This is a genomic window from Aquimarina longa SW024 (genome assembly GCF_001401755.1).
In the GTDB taxonomy this organism is placed as follows: Bacteria; Bacteroidota; Bacteroidia; order Flavobacteriales; family Flavobacteriaceae; genus Aquimarina; species Aquimarina longa.
In genome coordinates this window covers 1-21,051 of record NZ_KQ474107.1, presented here as the reverse complement: position 1 = coordinate 21,051, position 21,051 = coordinate 1, and the positions used below count along the sequence as shown (strand labels likewise).

Genomic DNA, 21,051 nt, shown 5'->3' with positions numbered 1-21,051 from the left:
TCACCAAAATACAGCGAACATTTTCGTTATAAGGCAGCGAACTTTTCATATATTGCAACCAAATTAAATGGTTTAGAAATGAACCGAATTAAGGAAATCCTAAAAGAAAAAGGGATTACACAAACTTGGCTTGCAGATAAAACGAATAAGAGCTATACGACAATAAACGAGTATGCTCGAAATGTGAGACAGCCAAGTGTTGAGGATTTATACGAGATTGCCGACATTCTACAAGTTCAGGCGACCGACTTGTTAGTAAATAAAAAGACTAAAAATGATTGAAACCAAGGTTATCATTTCAATTCCCGAAGGGAAATTAAGAGATTACATTGACGGAACTATTCGCAAAGACACGCCAGAAGAATACGTTAGACAAACCGTTGAAAAACGATTAATTAATGAACACAAATACTCAAAAGAACAAGTTAAAATTGAGTATGGCGTTCAAATGGGTTCAGGTAAAAAACGCGCTGACATTGTAATCTTTCCAGAAGGTTCAACAGAAGAAGAAATAAAAGCCCAAGACAATATTTGGTTAGTTATTGAATGTAAAAAAGAATCAATAAAACCAACTGATAAAGACAATGGCGTAAAACAATTGAAGTCTTACATGGCTGCTTGCGCTAACTGTGAATGGGGAATGTGGACAAACGGAATGCACAAAGAAGTTTGGCGAAAAGTAAAAAATGAAAAAGGGAAATACGTTTACGAAGAATTTAATGATATTCCTTCTGCTGACGGAACAACGGATGAGCAAGAAAGACCAAATCGAAATACATTAATCAAAGCATACGAAGACAATTTACTTTTTACGTTTAAAACTTGTCATAACATTATTTACGTAAACGAAGGATTGCAAAAGCAGCCTGCATTTTTTGAATTTCTAAAAATCATTTTTTGCAAAATACATGATGAACGAAATTTGCTTGAGCCTGTAGAGTTTTTTACTACTTCAAAAGAGAGGAATTACAAAGATGGACAAGCAAGCGTTTACAAAAGAGTTTCCAAAATATTCGATGAAGTAAAAAAACGCCACGGACAAATATTTGATAAAAATGATGAAATAAAATTGCTTCCACGAACAGTAACTTATTTGGTTGCAGAACTTCAAAAATATGCTCTTTTAACAACTAACATAGACATAAAAGGAAAAGCTTACGAAGAAATTGTTGGAGCAAATTTAAGAGGAGATAGAGGAGAATTTTTTACCCCTAGAAACGTAATGAAAATGGCAATTGCCATGATAAATCCAAAAGAGACAGAACGTGTTTTGGACAGCAGTTGCGGAACAGGCGGATTTGTCGTTACAGCAATGACCTCTGTAATTGACTCACTTCGTGAAAGAATGGAAAGCCAATACGGAGAAGAAGAAGGTTGGAATGCAGACATTAGAAAAGCATTTAACGATAAAATATCTGAAATAGCTGCTGAAAATTATTACGGTTTTGATATTAATCCTGACTTGGTAAAAGCTACCAAAATGAACATGGTAATGAATAATGATGGTAGTGGAAATATTTTACAGCTTAATTCATTATTGCCACCAGCAGAATGGGAAGAAGAAACAAAAAAGAAACTTGCCAAAGCATTAGGTATTTCAGCAAGTGATATTCGGAACCATAGAAGTTTAGGACACTTTGACGTAATTGTAACCAATCCTCCTTTTGGCTCAAAAATTCCAATAAAAGACCAACAAATTTTAGAGCAGTTTGACATTGCCTATATATGGAATAAAGATGAAGAAGGTAATTGGTACAAAACAGACCGTTTGCAATCAAGCGTTCCGCCTGAACAACTATTCATTGAACGAATCATACAGCTTCTAAAAGAAGGTGGTAGAACAGCAATTGTTTTACCTGATTCTATTTTAGGCTCACCAGGACTTGAATTTATTCGACATTGGTTAATTAAAAACACAAAAATAATTGCAAGTGTTGATTTACATGCAGATGCATTCCAACCAAGAAATGGAACACAATGCTCAATCCTATTCCTGCAAAAAAAGACAAAAGAAGAAATTTTAGAAGAGGAAAAATCAAGACAAATAATTGACTACGATATTTTCATGACTATGATTGACCATATCGGACATGATAAAAGAGGGGGTAAAATCTTTAAAAGAGACGAGAAAGGAAATATCGTAATGCTTGAAGTTGAAGAACTCGTAAAAGAAAAGGACGCAGAAGGCAATTTAGTTGCACGTAAAGAAGTTACGCAAGAAAAAATTTTAAATGACCAAACTATCCATGTTGCAGATGTTTTCAGCAATTGGAAAACTAAACAAGGAATAGCATGGTAGATAAGAGTAATTTAGCATACAAGTTTCAAGAAGTTGAAGAGGAAATAGATTATACATATTTACCTGACAAACTAAAATATACTTCTGTTTCTCTGACAGAGATTTTCAACAATAAACTTCGTTTGGAAGCAAGTGCTTTTAGTATAGAATCTAAACTTGCTAAGGAAAAAGTAAAGAGTAATAAATATGGATTCGTAAATGCTTGGTCGGATAATGGTTTCATAGACGATTGTTTCTATGGTGGCAGAGTAAAAAGAAACTATGTATCCCAAAACACCCAAGGTGCAATCGGCTTTCTTGGTAGTTCTGAAATGTTATTTGTTCGCCCGAAGGCAATTAAATTTTTGTCCTCGAATGTCATTAACGTAAAGCCGTTTCAAGTTTCAGAAGGAACAATTCTAATTTCTCGTTCAGGTACAATAGGTAACGTAACTTTCGTTAATCGAACATTAGCTAAAAACTTGATAAGCGAACATGCAATTAGAATAATTGCTAAAAGGTATGCAGGTTATTTATATACATTTTTCCAAACAGAGACAGGCAAAACAATAGTTAAAAGTAATACATTTGGTGCTGTTGTAGACCAAATTGAACCACAGCATTTTGAAAAAATTGTTGTTCCAAATGCACCGGATAAACTAAAATGGACTTGCAAGATAAATTCGGACAGTTTTTCTAAGACCTATGCTACATTTTTAAGTTTATAAAATTCTATTTCAACTTCTATTGGAGTTTTGTATCCCAAAGAAGAATGTAATCTTTTCCTATTATACCAGACCTCTATGTAATCAAATACAGCTGTTTTAGCTTCTTGTATTGTTTTGAAACTATGATGGTAAACAAGTTCTGCTTTTAATGTTTTAAAGAAAGATTCTGCTACTGCATTATCCCAACAATTAGCTTTTCTACTCATGGATTGGGTAATCAACTTATTAGTAGTAACAACTTTTCTAAACTCTTTACTTGCGTATTGAACCCCTCTATCAGAGTGAAAAAGTAAAGGCGCCTCTATTTTTCTTTTAGAAGTTGCCATTTTCCAAGCGGGTACTATGGTTTGATCAGTAAACAAAGAAGTACTCAATGACCAACCTATCACCTGACGGTCATAAAGATCAATTAATGTTGTTAAATATAACCATCCTTTATTGGTTTTAATGTAAGTAATATCAGAGACCCAAACCTGATTTAATCTCTTGGGGTTAAACTCCCTATCCAAATGATTTTTGAATATGGGAAAACAATGATTTGAATCTGTAGTAATCTTATATTTCTTTTTTAATTTACTTCTTAACCCGTTAGATTTCATTAATCGGGAGATCCTACTTCTGGATACCTTATACCCTCTTCTAAGAAGTTCTTGTTTAATTCTAGGACTCCCATAAGTTTGTCTACTATCATAGAAGATATTTTTTATTTCCAAAGTTAATTTCTGGTCTTCTAAAACCCTATTACAAGGGCCATTACTATACCATCTATAATAACTACTTCTACTAACTTTTAGTACTTTACACATTCTCTCAATGGAATACATATGTTTATATGAAACTATGAATTGATAGATTTTCCATCGCTCTTGGAGAAAATGTGAACGGCCTTTTTTAAGATCTCTAGTTCTAATTGAGCATCTTTAAGAGCTTTACGTAACTCCTTCACTTCTTGGTTATCTATTTGAGAAGAAGGTGGTTTAGAAGCTTTTTTAGAAACTCCATCTTCACTATCTAGCTTACGCCAACGATAAATCCTATCAACTTTAACTCCTAATTCATCGGCTAATTCTTTTATGTTTTCTCGCTGATAGCTTAACCGAACAGCTTCTGATTTAAATTCTTTACTGTAAAATCGTTTCTTCATTTTTCTAAGATATTTATTTAAACATAAACTGTCTTAAATATCTGTCCGAATAAAGGTAGCAACTCCATGATTTACCTTCTAAAGAAAAAGATGCTTTATTACTTACTATTGATGCCTTCCTAAGAGATTCTAAAACCAAAAAAGCATATTCATAAAAAAACCACCCCAATAATGAGGTGGCTTTACTCTATTTGTTAATCAAGCTTGGATTGCAAATCCGAGCTATATGGTTATTTATACTCTCCTCTACATTGACGATCTATAACTTTAATTTCAATATCTCCATCAACATTAAATTTATTTATCACAGTATATCTGTTTGGATTATTATTTACCTCACATTCATCAAAAGATTTGTAGTTACTAAATCTTTTTTCATAATCTAAAAAAGATGACTTCTCTTTACCTTTTAAATTTAACTTCCCACGAAAGGCATTTAATTTTATTAAGTTATTTCCTTCTGTATTTAACAATAAAGTATATGATAAACCATGTTGACTGATTGTTTCAGCGATAAAAAAGTGATTGTCTTTAATCTCATTATGATAATTTGTATATGCATAATCTAAAATAGCTCTCTTATAACTTTTAAACTCTTCAGTATCTAGTTGAATAGTTTTAAAAGAGTTTTTCATATGATTATATAAAATCCCTGGCTTAGTAATATTCTCTTTATCTAAAAAGTCATCATTTGCCTTTTGCCATTCTTTCACCTGTTTTTCAACTAAATTATTATCATTTAAATCTGTAGATAACGGTTTACAACATATATTAAATGAGGTTATTATCAAATAGACACTTATAGCACAAAATATTTTTCTAATAATCATTTTAATTATCGTTTAAGTATTCTTTTAAATTTTTTAAAGTATTGTCAATAGGTGCCTTTCTTTGTTTAACACCTTGCTCTGATCTTATATCGTTCTCTTTTTCTCGAACAGAAACTTCTTCTGGACCTAAAATCCCCTCCATCATTGTATCTGGATCTTGTAAGTCTTCTTGAGCATCGCCATCATCTACATTTCCAGAAAGAGCATTGTCTGCATGGATTAATTCATGTGCAAGACCAATTTCTTTTGGTCTGCCAGTAGAACCATCTTCATTAACAATTTGAGTTCCATTATCATTTTGATCAAATACAACTGTTGCATCTCCGCCAATACCGTTTGATTGATTTTCAGGTGATGCATGACTCTGTGTTGCATTACCTTCTAGTGTACCAAGATCTGTGCCATCTATGGCTTTTTTTCCTTTATTTTCTGCTCTAAAATTCTCTATGGGGTTAATTGTAGCTGTATTTTTTGAACCTATAACCCTAGAAATTAAACTTGTTCCATTTTTAAGACTCTTGCTTCTATTTCTAGTTCCTCTTCCAATACTTACTACTCCAGTTTTCCTATTTAATTTTAATCTATTATTCGTAAGTTTTCTTAGAGTTCTAAGTGTTCGTCTACGTTGTTTTCTATTTCCTGCAATTTTTAACTCTCTACCATCAGGGTCTATAAATGATATAGGGTTGTTAACTGTATAATTATAAGGAGAATAAGAGTGAAACTTACTAGCTAATGGATCAATGTTCATCCATCTGCCTAAAGAAGCATCATAGTTTCTTGCACCAAAGTCCAACCACTCTAAACCAAGTTCGTCTTGCTCTTCTTTATTACCAAACCCATAATTATGATTTCTCCCTCGTAGTGTATTATTATATCCAGAATGAGTCATGCCGAAGGGGTAGTAGTTCTTCTCCTGTATGATTTCATCCTGAGTAATTGTACCGTCTTTGTTTTTGTCTGAATACGATAGTCTTACATTTTGAAGGTGATCTTTAAACTGGTATACATACTTATACCCATCTGCTTCTTTCTCTACATAGCCTTCAGGCTGGTTAAAGAACTCAAGCGTACCATTTTTATAGACGAAGTTACCTGCATACGCTGTCTCTGTTAATGAACCTCCCTCTGTTGCAATCTTTTTTAGTTTTGCGCCAGTAGCATCGTAAATATAAGAAATAGTTCCGGTATGTTTGCTATTATTTATGGTAACTGTTGTAGGCAGATTTAAATGATTATAGGTAATCCCTGTAATTCCTTTATTACGGTCAATGGTCATATTACCATTGCTATCATACTCAAAATCATCAATGGCATTCCTACTTTCTTTAAATCCATAGGTTTTGTTTCCGGTATCGGTTACTTTTAAGAGTTTATTACCACTGTCGTAATCATAACCTAGTACATCAAGATTAGTATAATTTGATGAGTTTTGCCAACCGTTTCTAGTTAAGCTTTCTATATTACCCATTTTATCATAAGTAACATTGTTTAGGTCATAGTTCCCATCATTACTTATAGCGCTATTGATTCTATTTAAAGCATCATAACTGTACTTGTAATATCGCTGGATATGATCATTAGCAGTTTTCCATTTTGTCTCAGAGATATTCCCGTTAAACAGCGCAGTAGCCCCGTGTTCTGGGGTATTATAATTGATCTTAAAGCCGAACAAATCTCCATTAGCTGTATTCCCATCATTAATAGCGGTTAACCATCCTCTAACACTATAAGTGTAATCTACAGTTTGTAGTCCTTTTCTTTGGATATTGATATCACTTTTTGCAGCACTGTCAACTATTCCAAAGTTTTTAATTTGATGTTGTTTCCTATATATAGAGATATCCCCATATAAAGTACCTGTAGAGTTTATCACAGAGGTATGGAATACTTCTCCATTTTTTTTATAATAAACGGTATTACCTATACGCTCGACTCTTAAAATATCTCCAGCGATATAGGTTTCAAAATTTCCTCTATTTAGTGGTCCTTCATAGATATCTACATTTCCATTTCTTTGCAGAAATATTGCATATTTTATACTACTATAATGAAGATTGGTATTCTGGGTAGTTAAGCCTGCCATTAGTATGGAGCTTGCCGAGGTAGCTTCAAACTCTACATAACCATCACCAGAAAAACCTGTATCAGTGATCAAGCCTGCATTTGCCCAACCATCATTAACTGTTTTAGTGATTGTGTTATCAGATACTGTTACTCCAGCGATATCTTTATATGTTGTTCTCTTGTTATTAGCTGTTCCCGCTGCTTCTCCTCCAATATCGTTGCTTACCAACTGTCCTAGTTTGTCATAAACGTTACTCTGAATAATTTCTGGTGTTTGAGAATTGATTTTTTGGGTTTGGGTAAGTAATCTCCCTATATGATCGTAGGTAAAAGTGTCTACTGTTACAATCGCTGTATTACTATCTTTAGTATGTGTGGTTTTGGTTTGTTCTACTTTACCTACAAAATCTAGTTTACTTTCTACAACATCTGTTGTATGTAGATAGTCATTTGTACTAGCTATATAAGTAGGTCGCGCCTTCTGATCATAGCCTGTAATAGTAGTTACCCAGTTATCGGTTTCTAAAACTTTTACCTTACTTCCTGTTGCTAATGTCCTTGTCTTTAACTGATCAGCATCATCATGATTTATAATTGGTACTTCATAACTTTGAGATGGTAGGGTTAAATCTACAGTATCAAAATAGTAGTTGTCATAATAATTGACTGTTAATACTTCTAGATTTGTATTAGGAAAATTATCATTTGTATAATAGGTATTAGCATATCCTGTTCCAGAAGTTACTTTAGTTTCATAATTCTGAGTTGCTGTTTTACTATTAAAATGATCTTTCTGTATATTGGATCTATTCGTATCGTCTTTGTAAATTCCTGTATAGATCACTCTACCTAGTGCATCATATTTGGTAAATAGCCATTCTTTTGGGTTTTTAGTTGCCTGATTAGCATCTTGTGTTAAGACAGGACGATCCAGATTGTCATATACAATAAACTCCCATCCTTTGCCAGGGATTTTCTTTTCGATCAATCGATTTCTATGATCATATTTGTATTGATAGCAGAGTTCTAGTAATTCCGTAGTATCAACTCCGTCGCTAGTATCTACCTTAGGTGGAATTACGTATGAGAGGTTGCTATAATCATCATACACATAATAGGTATCATGGGCTACATCCTCTACATAGGTTCTTTTTAGAATTATACGTCCTTGCTTGTCTTTATATTCTTTGGTCGTATGATCATTAGCATATGTTTGATCAGAATTCCAGTTTTCATCTTTGGTAACAGAAACATACAACTCATTTTCAGCATATCCCGAATTTCCTTTTTGTAATTCTGGTTGTTCTGAATCATTTCTTACAAAGGTTACATAAAAATAAGCTACTTCTCCATTAGTATTAGTATGCCAATCAAACTTAATCGTATGATCATCATTACTATCTTTGTCAGCTTTCCATGCTTTTCCTGGTGCCCCTTGCTTCAATACACGATTTAAGGGAGAAGCTTCAAAAACACTTTCTGAATAAGCATTGACTTGTGTAGCATTGGTAATCTCTGAAAAATCATTGGCATAATGCTCTAAATAATATTCCTGAGTAGTTCTACGAACATCTCCTCTATAGTTTCCAAAATCATCTTGCTCCTCTTCATAGGAGAGCCATTCTTTATCTTTACGACCATAAGCATCATAACCTATATGAGTAACGATATCTTTTTTATTACCAGACTGACGGATTCCTATATCTTGCATAGGGCGACCTAGACCATCATAGTAGGTAATATTTTGTAGAATACCATCATCATCTGCAAACATCGTTGTAGCCCCTTCTGTTCTTGGTTCTTGATATTGCTTTGTATAAATATAATTCTGATCTAAAATATCTCCTCCACATTCATTAGTAGCAGAGTGTTTCTCTGGGCATATATCACTATTGTCACTTACATACTTATCGGGTTGTGTACAGTTTATTATTGAGTCATTAGGATCTCCTAATCCATCTCCTTCAAAATCAGCATACCATACCCTTTCAAAGATAATAATTGCATTAATCCGTTTTCTTCTAGGTGCACTACACCCTGTAGTAACATTATAACTTTCGGCATAATACGAAGTGGTGGCACTAATATCTGGGGTAGTATATTGAGTTCCTGTATGCAAAACAGTAGTACTGGTTGCAGAATTATACCATCGTATCGTCGTACCATTAGTACCAGGAGTGGCTTCTAAAATAACACTACCTGTATTACAGCGTTCTTTATTTGCTCCCGATGCTATTGAGGGCAAAGGATTAATAATCGCTTTAATTTGTTTTTTAGAAGAGGATTTACATCCTGTAGTAGCATTATAACTTTCTGCATAATATGAAGTAGTTGCACTACTATTACTCGGAGTAGTATATCGGGTTCCTGTATGCAAAACAGTGGTACTGGTTAATGTACTATACCATCGTATTGTCGTTCCATAAGAACCTGGGGAGGCTTCTAAAATTACACTTCCTGCGCCACAGCGTTGTTTATCGACCCCTGATGCGGCTGAAGGCTGAGGGTTAATTGATACTGTTATTGCTCTCCTTGGAGATATGGGATACGAACAGCCTAGTGCATTTTTTAGTACACCTCCTACATAATAGGTTTTTTGACCATTGGTTTCATTGAAACTTAGTGTAGGTGTATATAAACTACCTGTATGTAACACTGTGTCGCTACTAGGAGAGTCGTACCACTTATAAGAACCATTACCCCCTTCCGCTAATAACGAAAATGTAGCACTAGGTCCACATGGTGTATCTGATAGGTTGATTAGAGTTAATTCTGGTCTAGTATTGGGAATATATTTTGCTGTTGCCTTTTTTCTTTCACTTTCACAACCATTGTACTCTACACTTACCCAAAATTCTTTAGTTCCATTTGAAACTTCCATAGTAGAAGTATATACCGTTTCATCCAGTTCTGCTGTAGTAGTAGCAGCCATTCCTCTTCCTGTTGGTGATGTGTACCAATTATGCCTTACGCCTCCTGTAATACCATCTGTCAAAAATGTTTCTGCATACAATCTAGCTGCTGGTGATTCACAGCTACCTCTACCACCACTTATCCATACCTCGAGACTGGTATTTATTGCACGAACCATTACAGGATCACTAAGACATCCTGATCGCTCTGCTCTTACCTGATATCTGGTGGTACTACGTATTGATGGAGTAAAACTAGCTCCAGAAGCTAAATAGGTTCCTGTAGCTGTATACCACTTATAGGTAGCTCCACTTACTCCAGATGCAGTAAGTGTTATCGAACCAGGACCACATCGTTTTTTGTCATAAGCGTTTGGTTTTTTAGGTTTTGTAGGAATAGTCACATTTATTACCCCCGATTTACTACTCCAGTGAGTATTCTTTTTGGATCGTATATAATACCGTCCATTACCTTCTTTTGCAGTAAATGTAGCTCCAGAGCCTCTGGAGGTACTGGTACCATTAGCATTTTTCCCTTGCCAATACCAAACCTCACCATTAGAGGGACTTCCTGCTCTTTGTAAAGTAACCTGACCACAACCTGTTGTTTTAACAGTAGGGTTTTTAGGGTTTGAAGGAAAAGAAGCTCCATGATCCTGAGATACATAAATTTTATGGTATTCTGATCCATAACTTAATTGAATGACCCCTGATCTTGCTGCTAGGGTATTAGACTTTGCTACAATTTTTAACTGCTCACTTCCTGATCGGGTAACAGTAACCCAGTATGGAGCATCATCAATATGTAAACTACAACTACCTGTATCATATATAACATAGGCGGTTTGTGTCCCCCCAGATGAAGAAAAATTTAGTGTTGATGGGCTAAGAGCAGCTATAGAACAACTCTGAGCCAATGCTGTATTCGTAAATACTATAACCAATAGTGCGATAAAGGTTACAATTCTATATACATGTTTTCTCATATCGTTTATTGGTTGTTTTTATAATGGTAGTGGTAATCGTTTATTAAGTTCCCTTCATGGTCTCGTACTTCTTTTAGACGATTCAATTCATCGTACTCATAATACATCGTATATCCTTTGGGATCTGTCATACTGGTTACTCCTATTAGAGGGTCATAGGTATAAGTGCTTACCATTGTTGTAGAAGGTAAAGTGTTTCTTAAATTATCCAGTGCTTGTCGTAAAGCTCCTTCTTTACCCAGATAGCCTTGTGTACGATCATTATCTTGGTTAGATGTTGTTTGGAGATTTGATATATAATCCTCTATGTCACTATACGTAGCATTCTCAATCTTAGCAATAGGGTGTTGGTTCTGATATCCCCAGATATAGATGATGTGCGTACCATTTACTTTGTTTACTTGTTTTACATTCCCATTAGAATAATATGTATATTCAATTTTTTCTTCTGATTTATTAGTACTAGCATTATAAATGCCTTTTAAGGTTTGTACACTTTTAGGTAAAACAAGATTTGTAAAAGGTTCTGAGAAATTGGTACGCTGTATGAATTGAGATAGAAGATTATTATTGATGTCTTTTACAGTCGTTTCTATTTGTATGGGTGTTGCTACTTGATGTAAAGCTCCTTCTTTCATTTTGTTAATGGCATTAAAAGTTGTTGCGGTTAACTCCCCTCCATTAAGTATACTATCGTCTTGTAATGTTACATTAGTCTTTATGTCGTCTGGATATAACGTTTTGGTAGACACTGTTTTGCCATCACTAGTAGTAATAATTGTTTCTGTTAGTTGTATTTGTTTAAGATGGTCGTATTTATAATCTATGTTGGTTTCAAGAAAATTAGCTACATTATTTTGATCATATGTCCGCTCTGTCGTTTTGGTTAGGTTAACTAAGTTTGATTGTATTGCTGGATACAGATAGGCTGTTCCACAATGTTTAGACGCTACATTCGAAGACACATGTTTTCTTAGAACAACACCATAATAGTATAAATTTGAGTTATTTATATTATAGAAGACAGAATTATATTGATTAAATAATTCTGATACCTTTATAAAGTTACTATCTTGCTTGCGATAATGTGTTTTGGTCAATAATAAGCCATTTTTTTCATAACCTAAAGATGGTTTAGATGGTGGCATAAAAGGGGTAGATTTTCCTAAAAGTTCTCCTACAGTTAAACTGTAATTATATACCTTATCTGATTTATTTTCATAGGTATAAATAGTTTTTCCATAAATTCCATCATTTCCGTATAGTACGGACACTTGGCTATAACCAATTGTATTCCCACTTGCTGAACTAGTTAATGGCGTTGTACTATTTGATGCTCTTACTAATAAAAAACCATTATTTCTAGGTCCTTCATTTACTGATTCAAAATAACTATATCGAGGGTGAATCATTAATAAACCATGAGAGTATTCTTCTTCTATGCCATCCTTATTTTTATCCTCTTTATAGTGATACTTATAATGCTTTATTTTGTTGTTTGCATCATTTACATTATCCTTATCAATAATTTTACTAATTCTTAAACCTCCTGCATAACTAAACTTTTGGTCGTTACTATATAAAGAGCCATATTCTGCTTCATACGTATAATTTGCATGAATATCTTGAAATTCTGCTGTAGCATAATCATCAGCCATATAGGCTTTCCATAGATACACGTCTGGTTGCAAACTATATTCATTAGTATAATTAAATTCTACTCCATCACAAGATAAACATTGATCATTTGAATTATCTGTACATCGAGGTGTTTCAAACGAAACTCCACTTATCCTATTACCATTGCTCCTATAGAGTTCAAAATAGATATTTGGTGTATCGCTAATACTACTACACTCATTAGATACTCTAAAAAAAGCTCTTAATTTCGTTTTAGGGTAATTTCCATTTCCATCAACAGCCATATCTCTTAGGTCGAGCTCCTGTTCATAAATAACACCTCTATTTTTTCCATTGTAATACATTCTTTTTCTTTTTGTATAAGTCAATGGTCTATTATGGCCAAAATAAGATTGATCTCTTAGCTTTGAAAGTTTAGGATCATAATCGTGAGCTTCATATTGAAATTCTGTACTACCCCCCGTAGGATAAATAATTTCTTTTAAACTATATGCTTTTATATATGAAGGAATTGCATCTCTTTCTTTTCCTCGAATTCCTATAGCATGATCAACAGGGTTAGTAGTATTACCTATACTATTAAAACTTGGAACAAGAGAATTGTTACCTCCTTTACCATTATAGTACCCCCAATGATCTCTAGCAAAAGAACTTTTTGCTGGTAAAGGAATTTCTTCATAATATCTAAACCGATAAGGTGGTTTTGTTACAACCTCTTCTAAATTGATACTTTTTTCTTGTAACGATAGTAATTTGAGTCTTTTAAAAGTAAAGGGGTTTTCTACATCAAATTTAGCACCAAAGTTACTTACAAAATAATCATAATTAAATTGAAATTCTTTAAATGGATTAGCTGCGATATTTCCATTTACTTTTTTAAATACCTTTACAGATTCTATTTTAGAATCTTTTTCTATATCATCTCTTGATCCATAAATAAGTTTCACTCGTCCATTATTAAAATCTATCGAATCTAGCTGAACATTAACGTAATCTTTACTCGGAGCCATTTCACTGAATGGTGGAGGTGTAACGACACCATCAGACCTATTCCCTTTTACTGAGAAAGTGTACCTTCTTTCAACAAACGTACCTATTGGTTTAATATTCCAGTTATTAATAGTACTATAATGAAAATTTACTTCTTCGCCAGTTGGGGATTTTATTTTTGTTAGATACCATGCAGATTTAACAGGTGGAACAATATCTTGAAGATCTAAATAACTTTCATATACATTAAAGGAATATATCATTCCGTCAGAAGTTCTTATTTCCCATGCATTTGCATCATCATCTAAGCACCTAATCTCTATTTTTTCTTTTTTACCTAAAATAACTTCTTTATTGGGTGTTAAAATAAATTTTCCAGAATACCCTAAAAAATTATAACTGTATTGGTCTGGTTCAAAGTCATGTGATATATCAGTCATATCAAAATAATGCTCAGGGATATCTAAGTCTCCTGATATAAAACTTAATTTACAATGAAGGTCCTGTATGTTTGCAATAGGCTCATCAATAGGTCCATAAGGAAGTTCTGGAACATTTCCTTTATGATACGAATCATCTACACTAAAATCATCTCTGCCCATAACTGTTCTAGAAATAATTCCTCCAGAGTTTAATGTAAACCCTAACCCAACACGACTAGCTTCTTCAGCAACTCTAATACCTGAAGCATGATAACTAAGAGATATAGGAACAGATATATCTTTACTATTAATAGTATATAACGGAACAGAAATATTTGGAACTCCGGTATATGGGCTAACAGGAATATCTCCATATTTATTAAATGCGGCTACATTTGGTGATGGAGGTATAACCCTATGTAATTCCTGTTCCTGTGATAGTACGATCAATGGGAATAAAAATAGTAGAAAACCTTTCCAAATTTTCTTTAATGGTATTATTTGACGAATGTGATACGATATATCCCTGTTTTTCATACGATGATTGATTAGATTTTTTTTATTTTTCCTGATGCAATAATAAGGCACGCCAGTTTCATTTTTCGTTACTGGGAAATTTTTTTTTCATTTTTTTTAGCTGTAGTGAGCAATACATAAAACAGAGTGGAGATACGTGTATATCTAACTGTTTATCAGTAATATTAGTTGTGTTTTTCTGATGAATATAAAAAGGATTTATTTCTTAATCCTTGTAGATCAGGGTTCTGGGTTCTGTCGCTTTAATTTTTTTCTTTTAAATATTTTTAAATTTGCAGTTCACAAAATTACTTCATGTACAAACATCATCGGTATCCACAGATTATCATACAACAAGCGGTATATTTGAAATTAAGATTCACATTAAGTTATAGAGATGTAGAAGAATTAATGGCTATAAGAGGTTTCAAAGTAGATCATTCTATCCTTCAAAGATGGGTGTTTAAGTTTTCTAAAGAGATAGAGAGAAACATGAATAAAAGAAAAAGGCAAACAAGTAGTAGTTGGAGGTAAAGACAGGTATTTGTATAGGGCTGTTGATAAACATGGAAATACGATTGATTTTCTATTGACTAAGCGAACAATGAAAGGTTCGGCTCAAAAGTTCCTAAATAAAGCTATAGGAAATAATGGAAAACTAAGGATTATAAATATTGATAAGAGTGGTGCTAATATAGCTGGAATAAAGACTTGGGACAAAAGAAGCATGACTTCAAAAAAGATAAAAATTAGACAAATTAAGTACTTGAACACTATTGTAGAACAGGATCATAGAAATATAAAAAGGAGAATTACAATTACAGTAGGTTTTAAAGAATTTGAATCAGCACAAAGAACACTAGCGGGAATAGAAATCATAAATAGTATTAGAAAAGGGCAAATATTGAACCCTAAGAATTCTACGTTTAAAACCTTCTGCTCTCTAGCTGCTTAGAATTTCTAAACTGATAATGATTTGATTGTTGAAGGGATTAATGCGACAGAACCTTTTATTTTTAGCAACTATAATTTTTATCAGTATTTCTATATTATGGCACAGCTATTTTCTTCTAATACTCAATATGAATAGAACTTCAGAAATAGATAAGATTAAAACCTTCATCCTAGCATTAGAAGATATTAAATTTTTACGGGCTCAGGAAATAACTTTAAAAAAATGAAAGCTAAACTTGATTGGATTGTTAAAATTTGTCGTCAATACATACAGTAAATTTGCCCTTAAGATTGATTGTTGAACTTATTGGAGTAATGAAGAGTTCGAATAAACTATAATCGCTTTAGATTCTTTAATAGTTTACCACTACCTTTAATCGGTCTAAACAATTACTGAATGAATATAAAAAATCTTGTATTATTCGGATTTATCGTTTGCATCTACTCTTGTACCCATAATGTAGATTCTAATGAACGTTTTTTTATTCCACAACATTCCATCAACAAAGAAAGTATAAACAAATATTATGTTACCATATACCCTACTGATAATAGTAGTACTAAAACCTATATAGAATATTCCTACATAAAGAAATTTAATGATAGTATGTATATTAAAGAAATATACAATTCCGCATTTAAGCTTTTATCTACTAAAAAATTCAGTATAGATAATAATAAAGTTAGTGAAATTAGCCATCAGCGGTTCTATCGTATGGATACACTTACCGCCGTGTATCCTGAAAATACAACTGCACACTACATCACTTTTGATAAAGACACTGCTTATTATAATGTGAAACTAAAAAATAAAGATTCTATTTCTCTCAAAGTTGATCGATTTACCATATTACTTAAAGATACTCTAGTAGAAAAAAAACCTGCCAAAATCGTAGAACAGACTACTACAGATACTACATTTTTTGGAGAAACCCTCAAAAATACTTCTCAATACCGTTCTCGATACATTTATGTTCAGGATTTGGGGTTGTGGAAATCTATCATCACCAAAGACAACCAAATACAAGAGAAAACACTAGTAGAACAACTAACTCATAAACAGTTTGACACCCTTTCCAAACATGACATAAAAAGAGTAGGTTATATTGATTTCGACAATACCATAGATGCAGATGCTACACTAGCACTCTGCTTTTCTCATGCTGATATAGCGGATTATTACAATGGAGGTAATGATCGTAGTGGGTTTATAGGAGGTAAAGGAAATCTAAAAAAGTTTATTGATGAGAAACTTGATAATAGTAAATTAAATGATGAAACTGGCTATCTTACCTTCAGATTTGTCATTAATTGTAAGGGAAAAGCCGGTAAATTCGTTACCAATCAAGCTGATTTTGATTATAACAAAAAACAGTTCTCCAAGCAAACTGTGATGCATTTGTATGATATCCTCTCTAGTGTAGAAAAATGGAAACCTTGTGTAATTAGAAATGTAAAAAGAGATTCTTATTTCTATGTAACCTTTATTCTAAAAAATGGAGAAATTCAAGATATTTTACCTTAATATTATTTGGAGTTGTTTACTCTTATCGGTTAGTTCTTGTAACCAAAGTTCTTCTTTATACAAAAAGGAGTTTACAGCATTGGAAGCTAAAGTTTACTCCAGACAATTCATTCAGGGTATTGGATATTACTATCAAGGAACACCAGAAGAACATTTTTTATTATATGAGGCAAACCTACTAGATTCGACTTTTTCTGATGTGTATAGAGAAATGGGAGTTCCTAGAGTAAAAAGAGGTATCAATACAGAAGCCATGAAGAAGTATGCAAAAGCCGTCGAATATAATGCTGAATCTTGGCAAGGTTATCGAGGATATCTATACTTATATTTTTATAGGGATTATGATAATGCCATCAAAGATTTTGATGAATTAGATGCACTTACCCCAAATTTTGTAGATTATCCGCAGTCTGAAAATATTGATTTCATGAGAGGTATTGCATATTTAATGAAAAAGGAATACGCAAAATCACAAGAATATTTCAAGAAGTTCTTTGCTCATGAATTAAAATCTGGTGATCTGAATTATATTGAAAGTAGAGCTTTTATGTACTACGGAATTACATATTTTGAAATTGGAGATTTTGAAAAAGCATTAGAAAAATTCAATTTAGGGATTAAACATAATAAAAATGCAGATCTTTTGTATTGGAAAGCAAAGGCACTAATCAAACTTAAAACTAATTCCTCGTTGGTAATAACATTACTTGAAGAATCAGAGAAACTTTTAACACAAGGATACAATAGTAGAAGACCTTATGTTGAGGAATTTTACCAAACCTATATAGAAGATATTGAAGCACTGAAAAGTTAAATTAAACGATATCCTTAAAACATAGAATGACAAATAGTAGGCACGAAAGATTAAAACCTGATGGAAGTCTCGAAAGTTTAGAATATTTATGGGTGGACTTGTAACAAAAAACTGGACAATAAGTTAAGCTGATTTTTTCATATTAATTAATAAAAGTAAATAAGAGTATAACCCTTATGGAGCTATTAATAATGTAGAATATGTTTTTATAAATGCTTCTAATTCAAATAAATTGTCAATAGAATGGTTAGATATTTCAATCTCTCCCGCTAATAAACTTCAGTAAATCTTTTCCTACATACCCTAGATGTATAGTTCAAACTTTTTTATGACAGTATCCATAATTTTGTGTAAATAAAATTTCAGCGGGTTTAACTTTTTATAGTTGAACCCGTTTTTCATATATAGTTAAGAACTGATTAAGTATTAATCCCCAATTGGGTATTGGAGCTGTCCACTTTTTAGTACTCTGCATTAATGCTAGATATACTGATTTTTTGAGGGCATCATCTGTTGGGAATGCCATTTTATTTTTAGTGTACTTTCTGATTTTACCATTAAGGTTTTCGATAAGATTGGTGGTGTAAATAATCTTTCTGATCTCTATTGGGAAGTCAAAAAATACAGTGAGTTCCTCCCAGTTTCTTNCTGAGTATCTGCTGTTGGGAATACGTTTTTGATAGATTGAGTAAAGCCATTAAGATTATCTGTTACAGTCACCAAAATGTCCTCTACCCCACGAGCTTTCATATCAGTAAGTACGCCTTGCCAAAATGCAGCAGACTCATTATGTCCAAGCCACATTCCCATGAGCTCTTTACGACCTTCTCGATTAAGCCCAACGGCTAGATAAATGGTTTTGTTTATTACTTTTCCAGCTTGTCTAACCTTAAAGACAATACCATCCATCCACACCACGCAATACACATTCTCTAAAGGCCTGTTCTGCCAATCTAGAACGTGTTGATTAACCCTATCAGTAATAATTGAAATCGCTGAAGTAGAGAGTTTAAATCCGTAGATTTCTTGCAACTCATCTTCAATATCAGAAACACTCATTCCTTTAGCATAAAGAGAGATCACTATGTTTTCAACTGATAAGGAGTTGCTTTTGTGTTTAGGCACCACAATAGGTTCAAAACTACCTTGACGATCTCTAGGAATCGTAATCTGGCTTTTACCAAATTCAGTCTTGACCTGTTTACTAGTGGTTCCGTTTCGAGCATTACTGGTAAGGTTCTTGGCATTCTTGGGATAACCCAAGTGAGCATCAAGTTCTCCCTGCAACATTGATTCTAAAGCAGTACTGTGAAGCTGTTTTAATAAACTGGTTAACTCGGCTTCGGTCTTTAAACCATCCAGTAAGCCACTTTCTAAAAATTGTTTCTTTAAATCTTCCATAAGAAAACTGTGTTATTAAAATTAAACAAAAAAAATTAGGCGGGTTTTAAAACCCGCCTAATTTTTATTTACACAGTTTATTGGACACTACCTTTTTTATGTTGAATATCAGTAAGTTCTGTTTTTTTTTTGCAAATCTTATTGAAGAAACAAATCCTTTGTAAACATTAGTATTTACAAGGGATTTGTAATGTTTCGTGACCCCGAACCCTCAGAGTTCAAACTTTTCAATACAAGATTTAGAAGAAATTTCAGAGTTTATAACAGAACATCAAACTTTACTGATAGCATGTTAAAATTATTAACAATATCAGTTAGTAAAAACACTAATCTATTTTGTTTTACAAGAATATATATTCATCTTACCGAACGCTAAGGGTAAAAAATTAGCCTAAGAAATGATCTAAAACTTAGCAGATAGTCCAGAATAATTTATATAATCAAAGGAAGTCAAACTTTATAAAAATAGAAACTAAAAGTTAATTTATAGTAGAGTCTTACAATTAGTTCTATTTATTGAACGTTAACAATAATTGATGATTTTCTTCTAAATACTTTTTGAATTGATTACACTTACTTTTATAATCAGCTTTTGAAGTATCAGAAAGTGTACTATTTTTTAAATTTAAAGCATAATCAAGAGCATCGTTTGCTGTATATTGTAATGATTGATTATTCATGTTAGAATGATTCTTGACAGTCTCCAAAATTTTATTTACACAGTTTTTTGGAGACTGCCTTTTTTTCTAATAAATTCTCTTTTTTTGATACAAAAGAGGACATAGTTTATATTAAATAATTATTACGCGTATAATTAGACACTTTGTGATTACTGTATTTTAACATTTAAAAACTCAAAACAACCTTAAATATTACTTTTTTTCTTGAAAAAATATTTAGATTTAATGAAAGAATCAAGCTAACTATAAATATGAAAGAAACACAAAATATATTCAAAAAATTAAAGGAATATTTATCAGTAATTATTTTAATTCCTACTGTTATAGGAGGTGCAATTCAATTAATACAATTAGCCTATATATCTCCTTCATTCATAAGATTGTATTCTATTACTCAAGCTTTAACCGATGGGCTTTTTTCTCTTTTCTTTCTTTTATCCATTTTATTAGTTGTTTGGATATTATTTTTATTTAGACCAACATATATGAAGTTTACTTATGTTTTTCTTGAAAAAATCTCTTTTACCTTAATTAAAATCCCTTTACAATATGGAGCTATTTTTATAGCACATACAGTATTTATATATTTTATACTATTATGTGTATGTATTTTTGTCAAAACTGATACAGGTGTTTTAGAAGCGTTACTAGGTATTTTAGGTTTATCTTTTATGATTGCGTTTCTTTCAGCATTTTTTACACTAATAGCAATTAAAAAAAATAAAAAAAGCAAGAATATAACTCATAAAATAAGTGACAATAGGTGGCGCGGTTTTATTATAGGATATTCAATGTTAGTAATTATTTTATTATTAGTAATTAATTACGCTAATGGAAGTTTTAACGATACTCAAAATAATGAAAACGTTTTCTGTACTTTAAACACTATATCTTTTAAAAATACAGTTGAAAACTACACAATACTATATTTTAATGATAAATTTGTGTTTGTAGAAATATCTTTTGAAGATAAAAACATTGAAAACCAACAAATAGCTTTAGAATTTAAAACACTTTTTGACTTCAACACTTGTAATAAACTGAAAATAACTCACTAATCTTATAAAAATTGGTTGTTATTTCTGGTGGGACAAATAATTATAGCTATAAGAAAGGTAGGGAAAATATAATAATGACTTTAGGATTAAGTCTTTAAAGATAAA

General features: G+C 32.3%; 13 protein-coding genes and 2 pseudogenes. 7 read left to right on the top strand and 8 right to left on the bottom strand.

Features of this window, described 5'->3' with window-relative positions:
* The first annotated feature begins 78 nt into the window (after positions 1-78).
* From N456_RS22165 to N456_RS22155, 3 genes are read left to right on the top strand one after another with little or no spacing between them, the layout of a single operon-like run.
* Complete coding sequence (locus N456_RS22165) at positions 79-282, top strand: helix-turn-helix domain-containing protein (RefSeq protein ID WP_062062527.1); 204 nt, start codon at positions 79-81, stop codon at positions 280-282.
* A complete protein-coding gene (locus N456_RS22160; protein WP_062062322.1) occupies positions 275-2,299 on the top strand; it encodes a type I restriction-modification system subunit M in 2,025 nt (674 codons plus the stop codon). The genes N456_RS22165 and N456_RS22160 overlap by 8 nt, the downstream gene beginning before the upstream one ends.
* Positions 2,293-3,006, top strand: coding sequence for a restriction endonuclease subunit S domain-containing protein (locus N456_RS22155; RefSeq protein ID WP_062062318.1), 714 nt, complete (start codon positions 2,293-2,295; stop codon positions 3,004-3,006). Before N456_RS22160 ends, N456_RS22155 begins: the two co-directional genes overlap by 7 nt.
* On the opposite strand, the gene N456_RS22150 is transcribed toward N456_RS22155, so the two are convergent.
* The 5 genes from N456_RS22150 to N456_RS22130 all read right to left on the bottom strand — a co-directional run bounded on the left by N456_RS22150 (position 2,982) and on the right by N456_RS22130 (position 14,535).
* Positions 2,982-3,848 (bottom strand): IS3 family transposase, encoded by an 867-nt coding sequence (locus tag N456_RS22150; protein WP_240315472.1) that lies wholly within the window; start codon positions 3,846-3,848, stop codon positions 2,982-2,984. The two genes, N456_RS22155 and N456_RS22150, sit on opposite strands and share 25 nt — an antisense overlap.
* Entirely contained in the window at positions 3,845-4,150 is a 306-nt protein-coding gene (locus N456_RS22145; RefSeq protein ID WP_033566529.1) for a transposase, read from the bottom strand. The genes N456_RS22150 and N456_RS22145 overlap by 4 nt, the downstream gene beginning before the upstream one ends.
* Before the next feature lie 230 nt (positions 4,151-4,380).
* Positions 4,381-4,980, bottom strand: coding sequence for a hypothetical protein (locus N456_RS22140; RefSeq protein ID WP_062062316.1), 600 nt, complete (start codon positions 4,978-4,980; stop codon positions 4,381-4,383).
* Position 4,981: 1 nt separating this feature from the next.
* Positions 4,982-10,945, bottom strand: coding sequence for an Ig-like domain-containing protein (locus N456_RS22135; protein WP_062062313.1), 5,964 nt, complete (start codon positions 10,943-10,945; stop codon positions 4,982-4,984).
* Positions 10,946-10,950: 5 nt separating this feature from the next.
* Positions 10,951-14,535 carry an RHS repeat domain-containing protein gene (locus tag N456_RS22130; RefSeq protein ID WP_148639413.1) on the bottom strand — a complete coding sequence of 1,195 codons (3,585 nt, stop codon included), beginning with the start codon at positions 14,533-14,535 and terminating at the stop codon, positions 10,951-10,953.
* A 294-nt stretch (positions 14,536-14,829) separates the two neighbouring features.
* On the opposite strand from N456_RS22130, the pseudogene N456_RS22125 reads away from it, so the two are divergent.
* From N456_RS22125 to N456_RS22115, 3 genes and pseudogenes are all read left to right on the top strand, one after another.
* A pseudogene (locus tag N456_RS22125) lies at positions 14,830-15,469 on the top strand (IS6 family transposase).
* A gap of 396 nt (positions 15,470-15,865) precedes the next feature.
* The gene (locus N456_RS22120; RefSeq protein ID WP_062062307.1) at positions 15,866-16,993 is read left to right on the top strand and encodes a hypothetical protein; all 1,128 of its coding nucleotides are present in this window, start codon (positions 15,866-15,868) and stop codon (positions 16,991-16,993) included.
* Entirely contained in the window at positions 16,965-17,807 is an 843-nt protein-coding gene (locus N456_RS22115) for a tetratricopeptide repeat protein (RefSeq protein WP_062062304.1), read from the top strand. The genes N456_RS22120 and N456_RS22115 overlap by 29 nt, the downstream gene beginning before the upstream one ends.
* A 379-nt stretch (positions 17,808-18,186) precedes the next feature.
* Here N456_RS22115 and N456_RS25090 read toward each other — a convergent pair.
* The 3 genes and pseudogenes from N456_RS25090 to N456_RS24665 form a co-directional block, all read right to left on the bottom strand.
* Positions 18,187-18,454: pseudogene (locus N456_RS25090) on the bottom strand (transposase); the annotation flags it as partial.
* Between the two features lies 1 nt (position 18,455).
* The coding region (locus N456_RS22110) for an IS256 family transposase (RefSeq protein WP_240315579.1) at positions 18,456-19,208 on the bottom strand (753 nt) is incomplete at its 3' end.
* A 509-nt stretch (positions 19,209-19,717) separates the two neighbouring features.
* Complete coding sequence (locus N456_RS24665) at positions 19,718-19,888, bottom strand: hypothetical protein (protein ID WP_158447950.1); 171 nt, start codon at positions 19,886-19,888, stop codon at positions 19,718-19,720.
* 251 nt (positions 19,889-20,139) lie between these two features.
* Here N456_RS24665 and N456_RS22105 point away from each other — a divergent pair, with 251 nt between their 5' ends.
* Positions 20,140-20,946, top strand: a complete 807-nt coding sequence (locus N456_RS22105) for a hypothetical protein (RefSeq protein ID WP_062062301.1) — start codon at positions 20,140-20,142, stop codon at positions 20,944-20,946.
* The last annotated feature ends 105 nt before the right edge of the window (positions 20,947-21,051 follow it).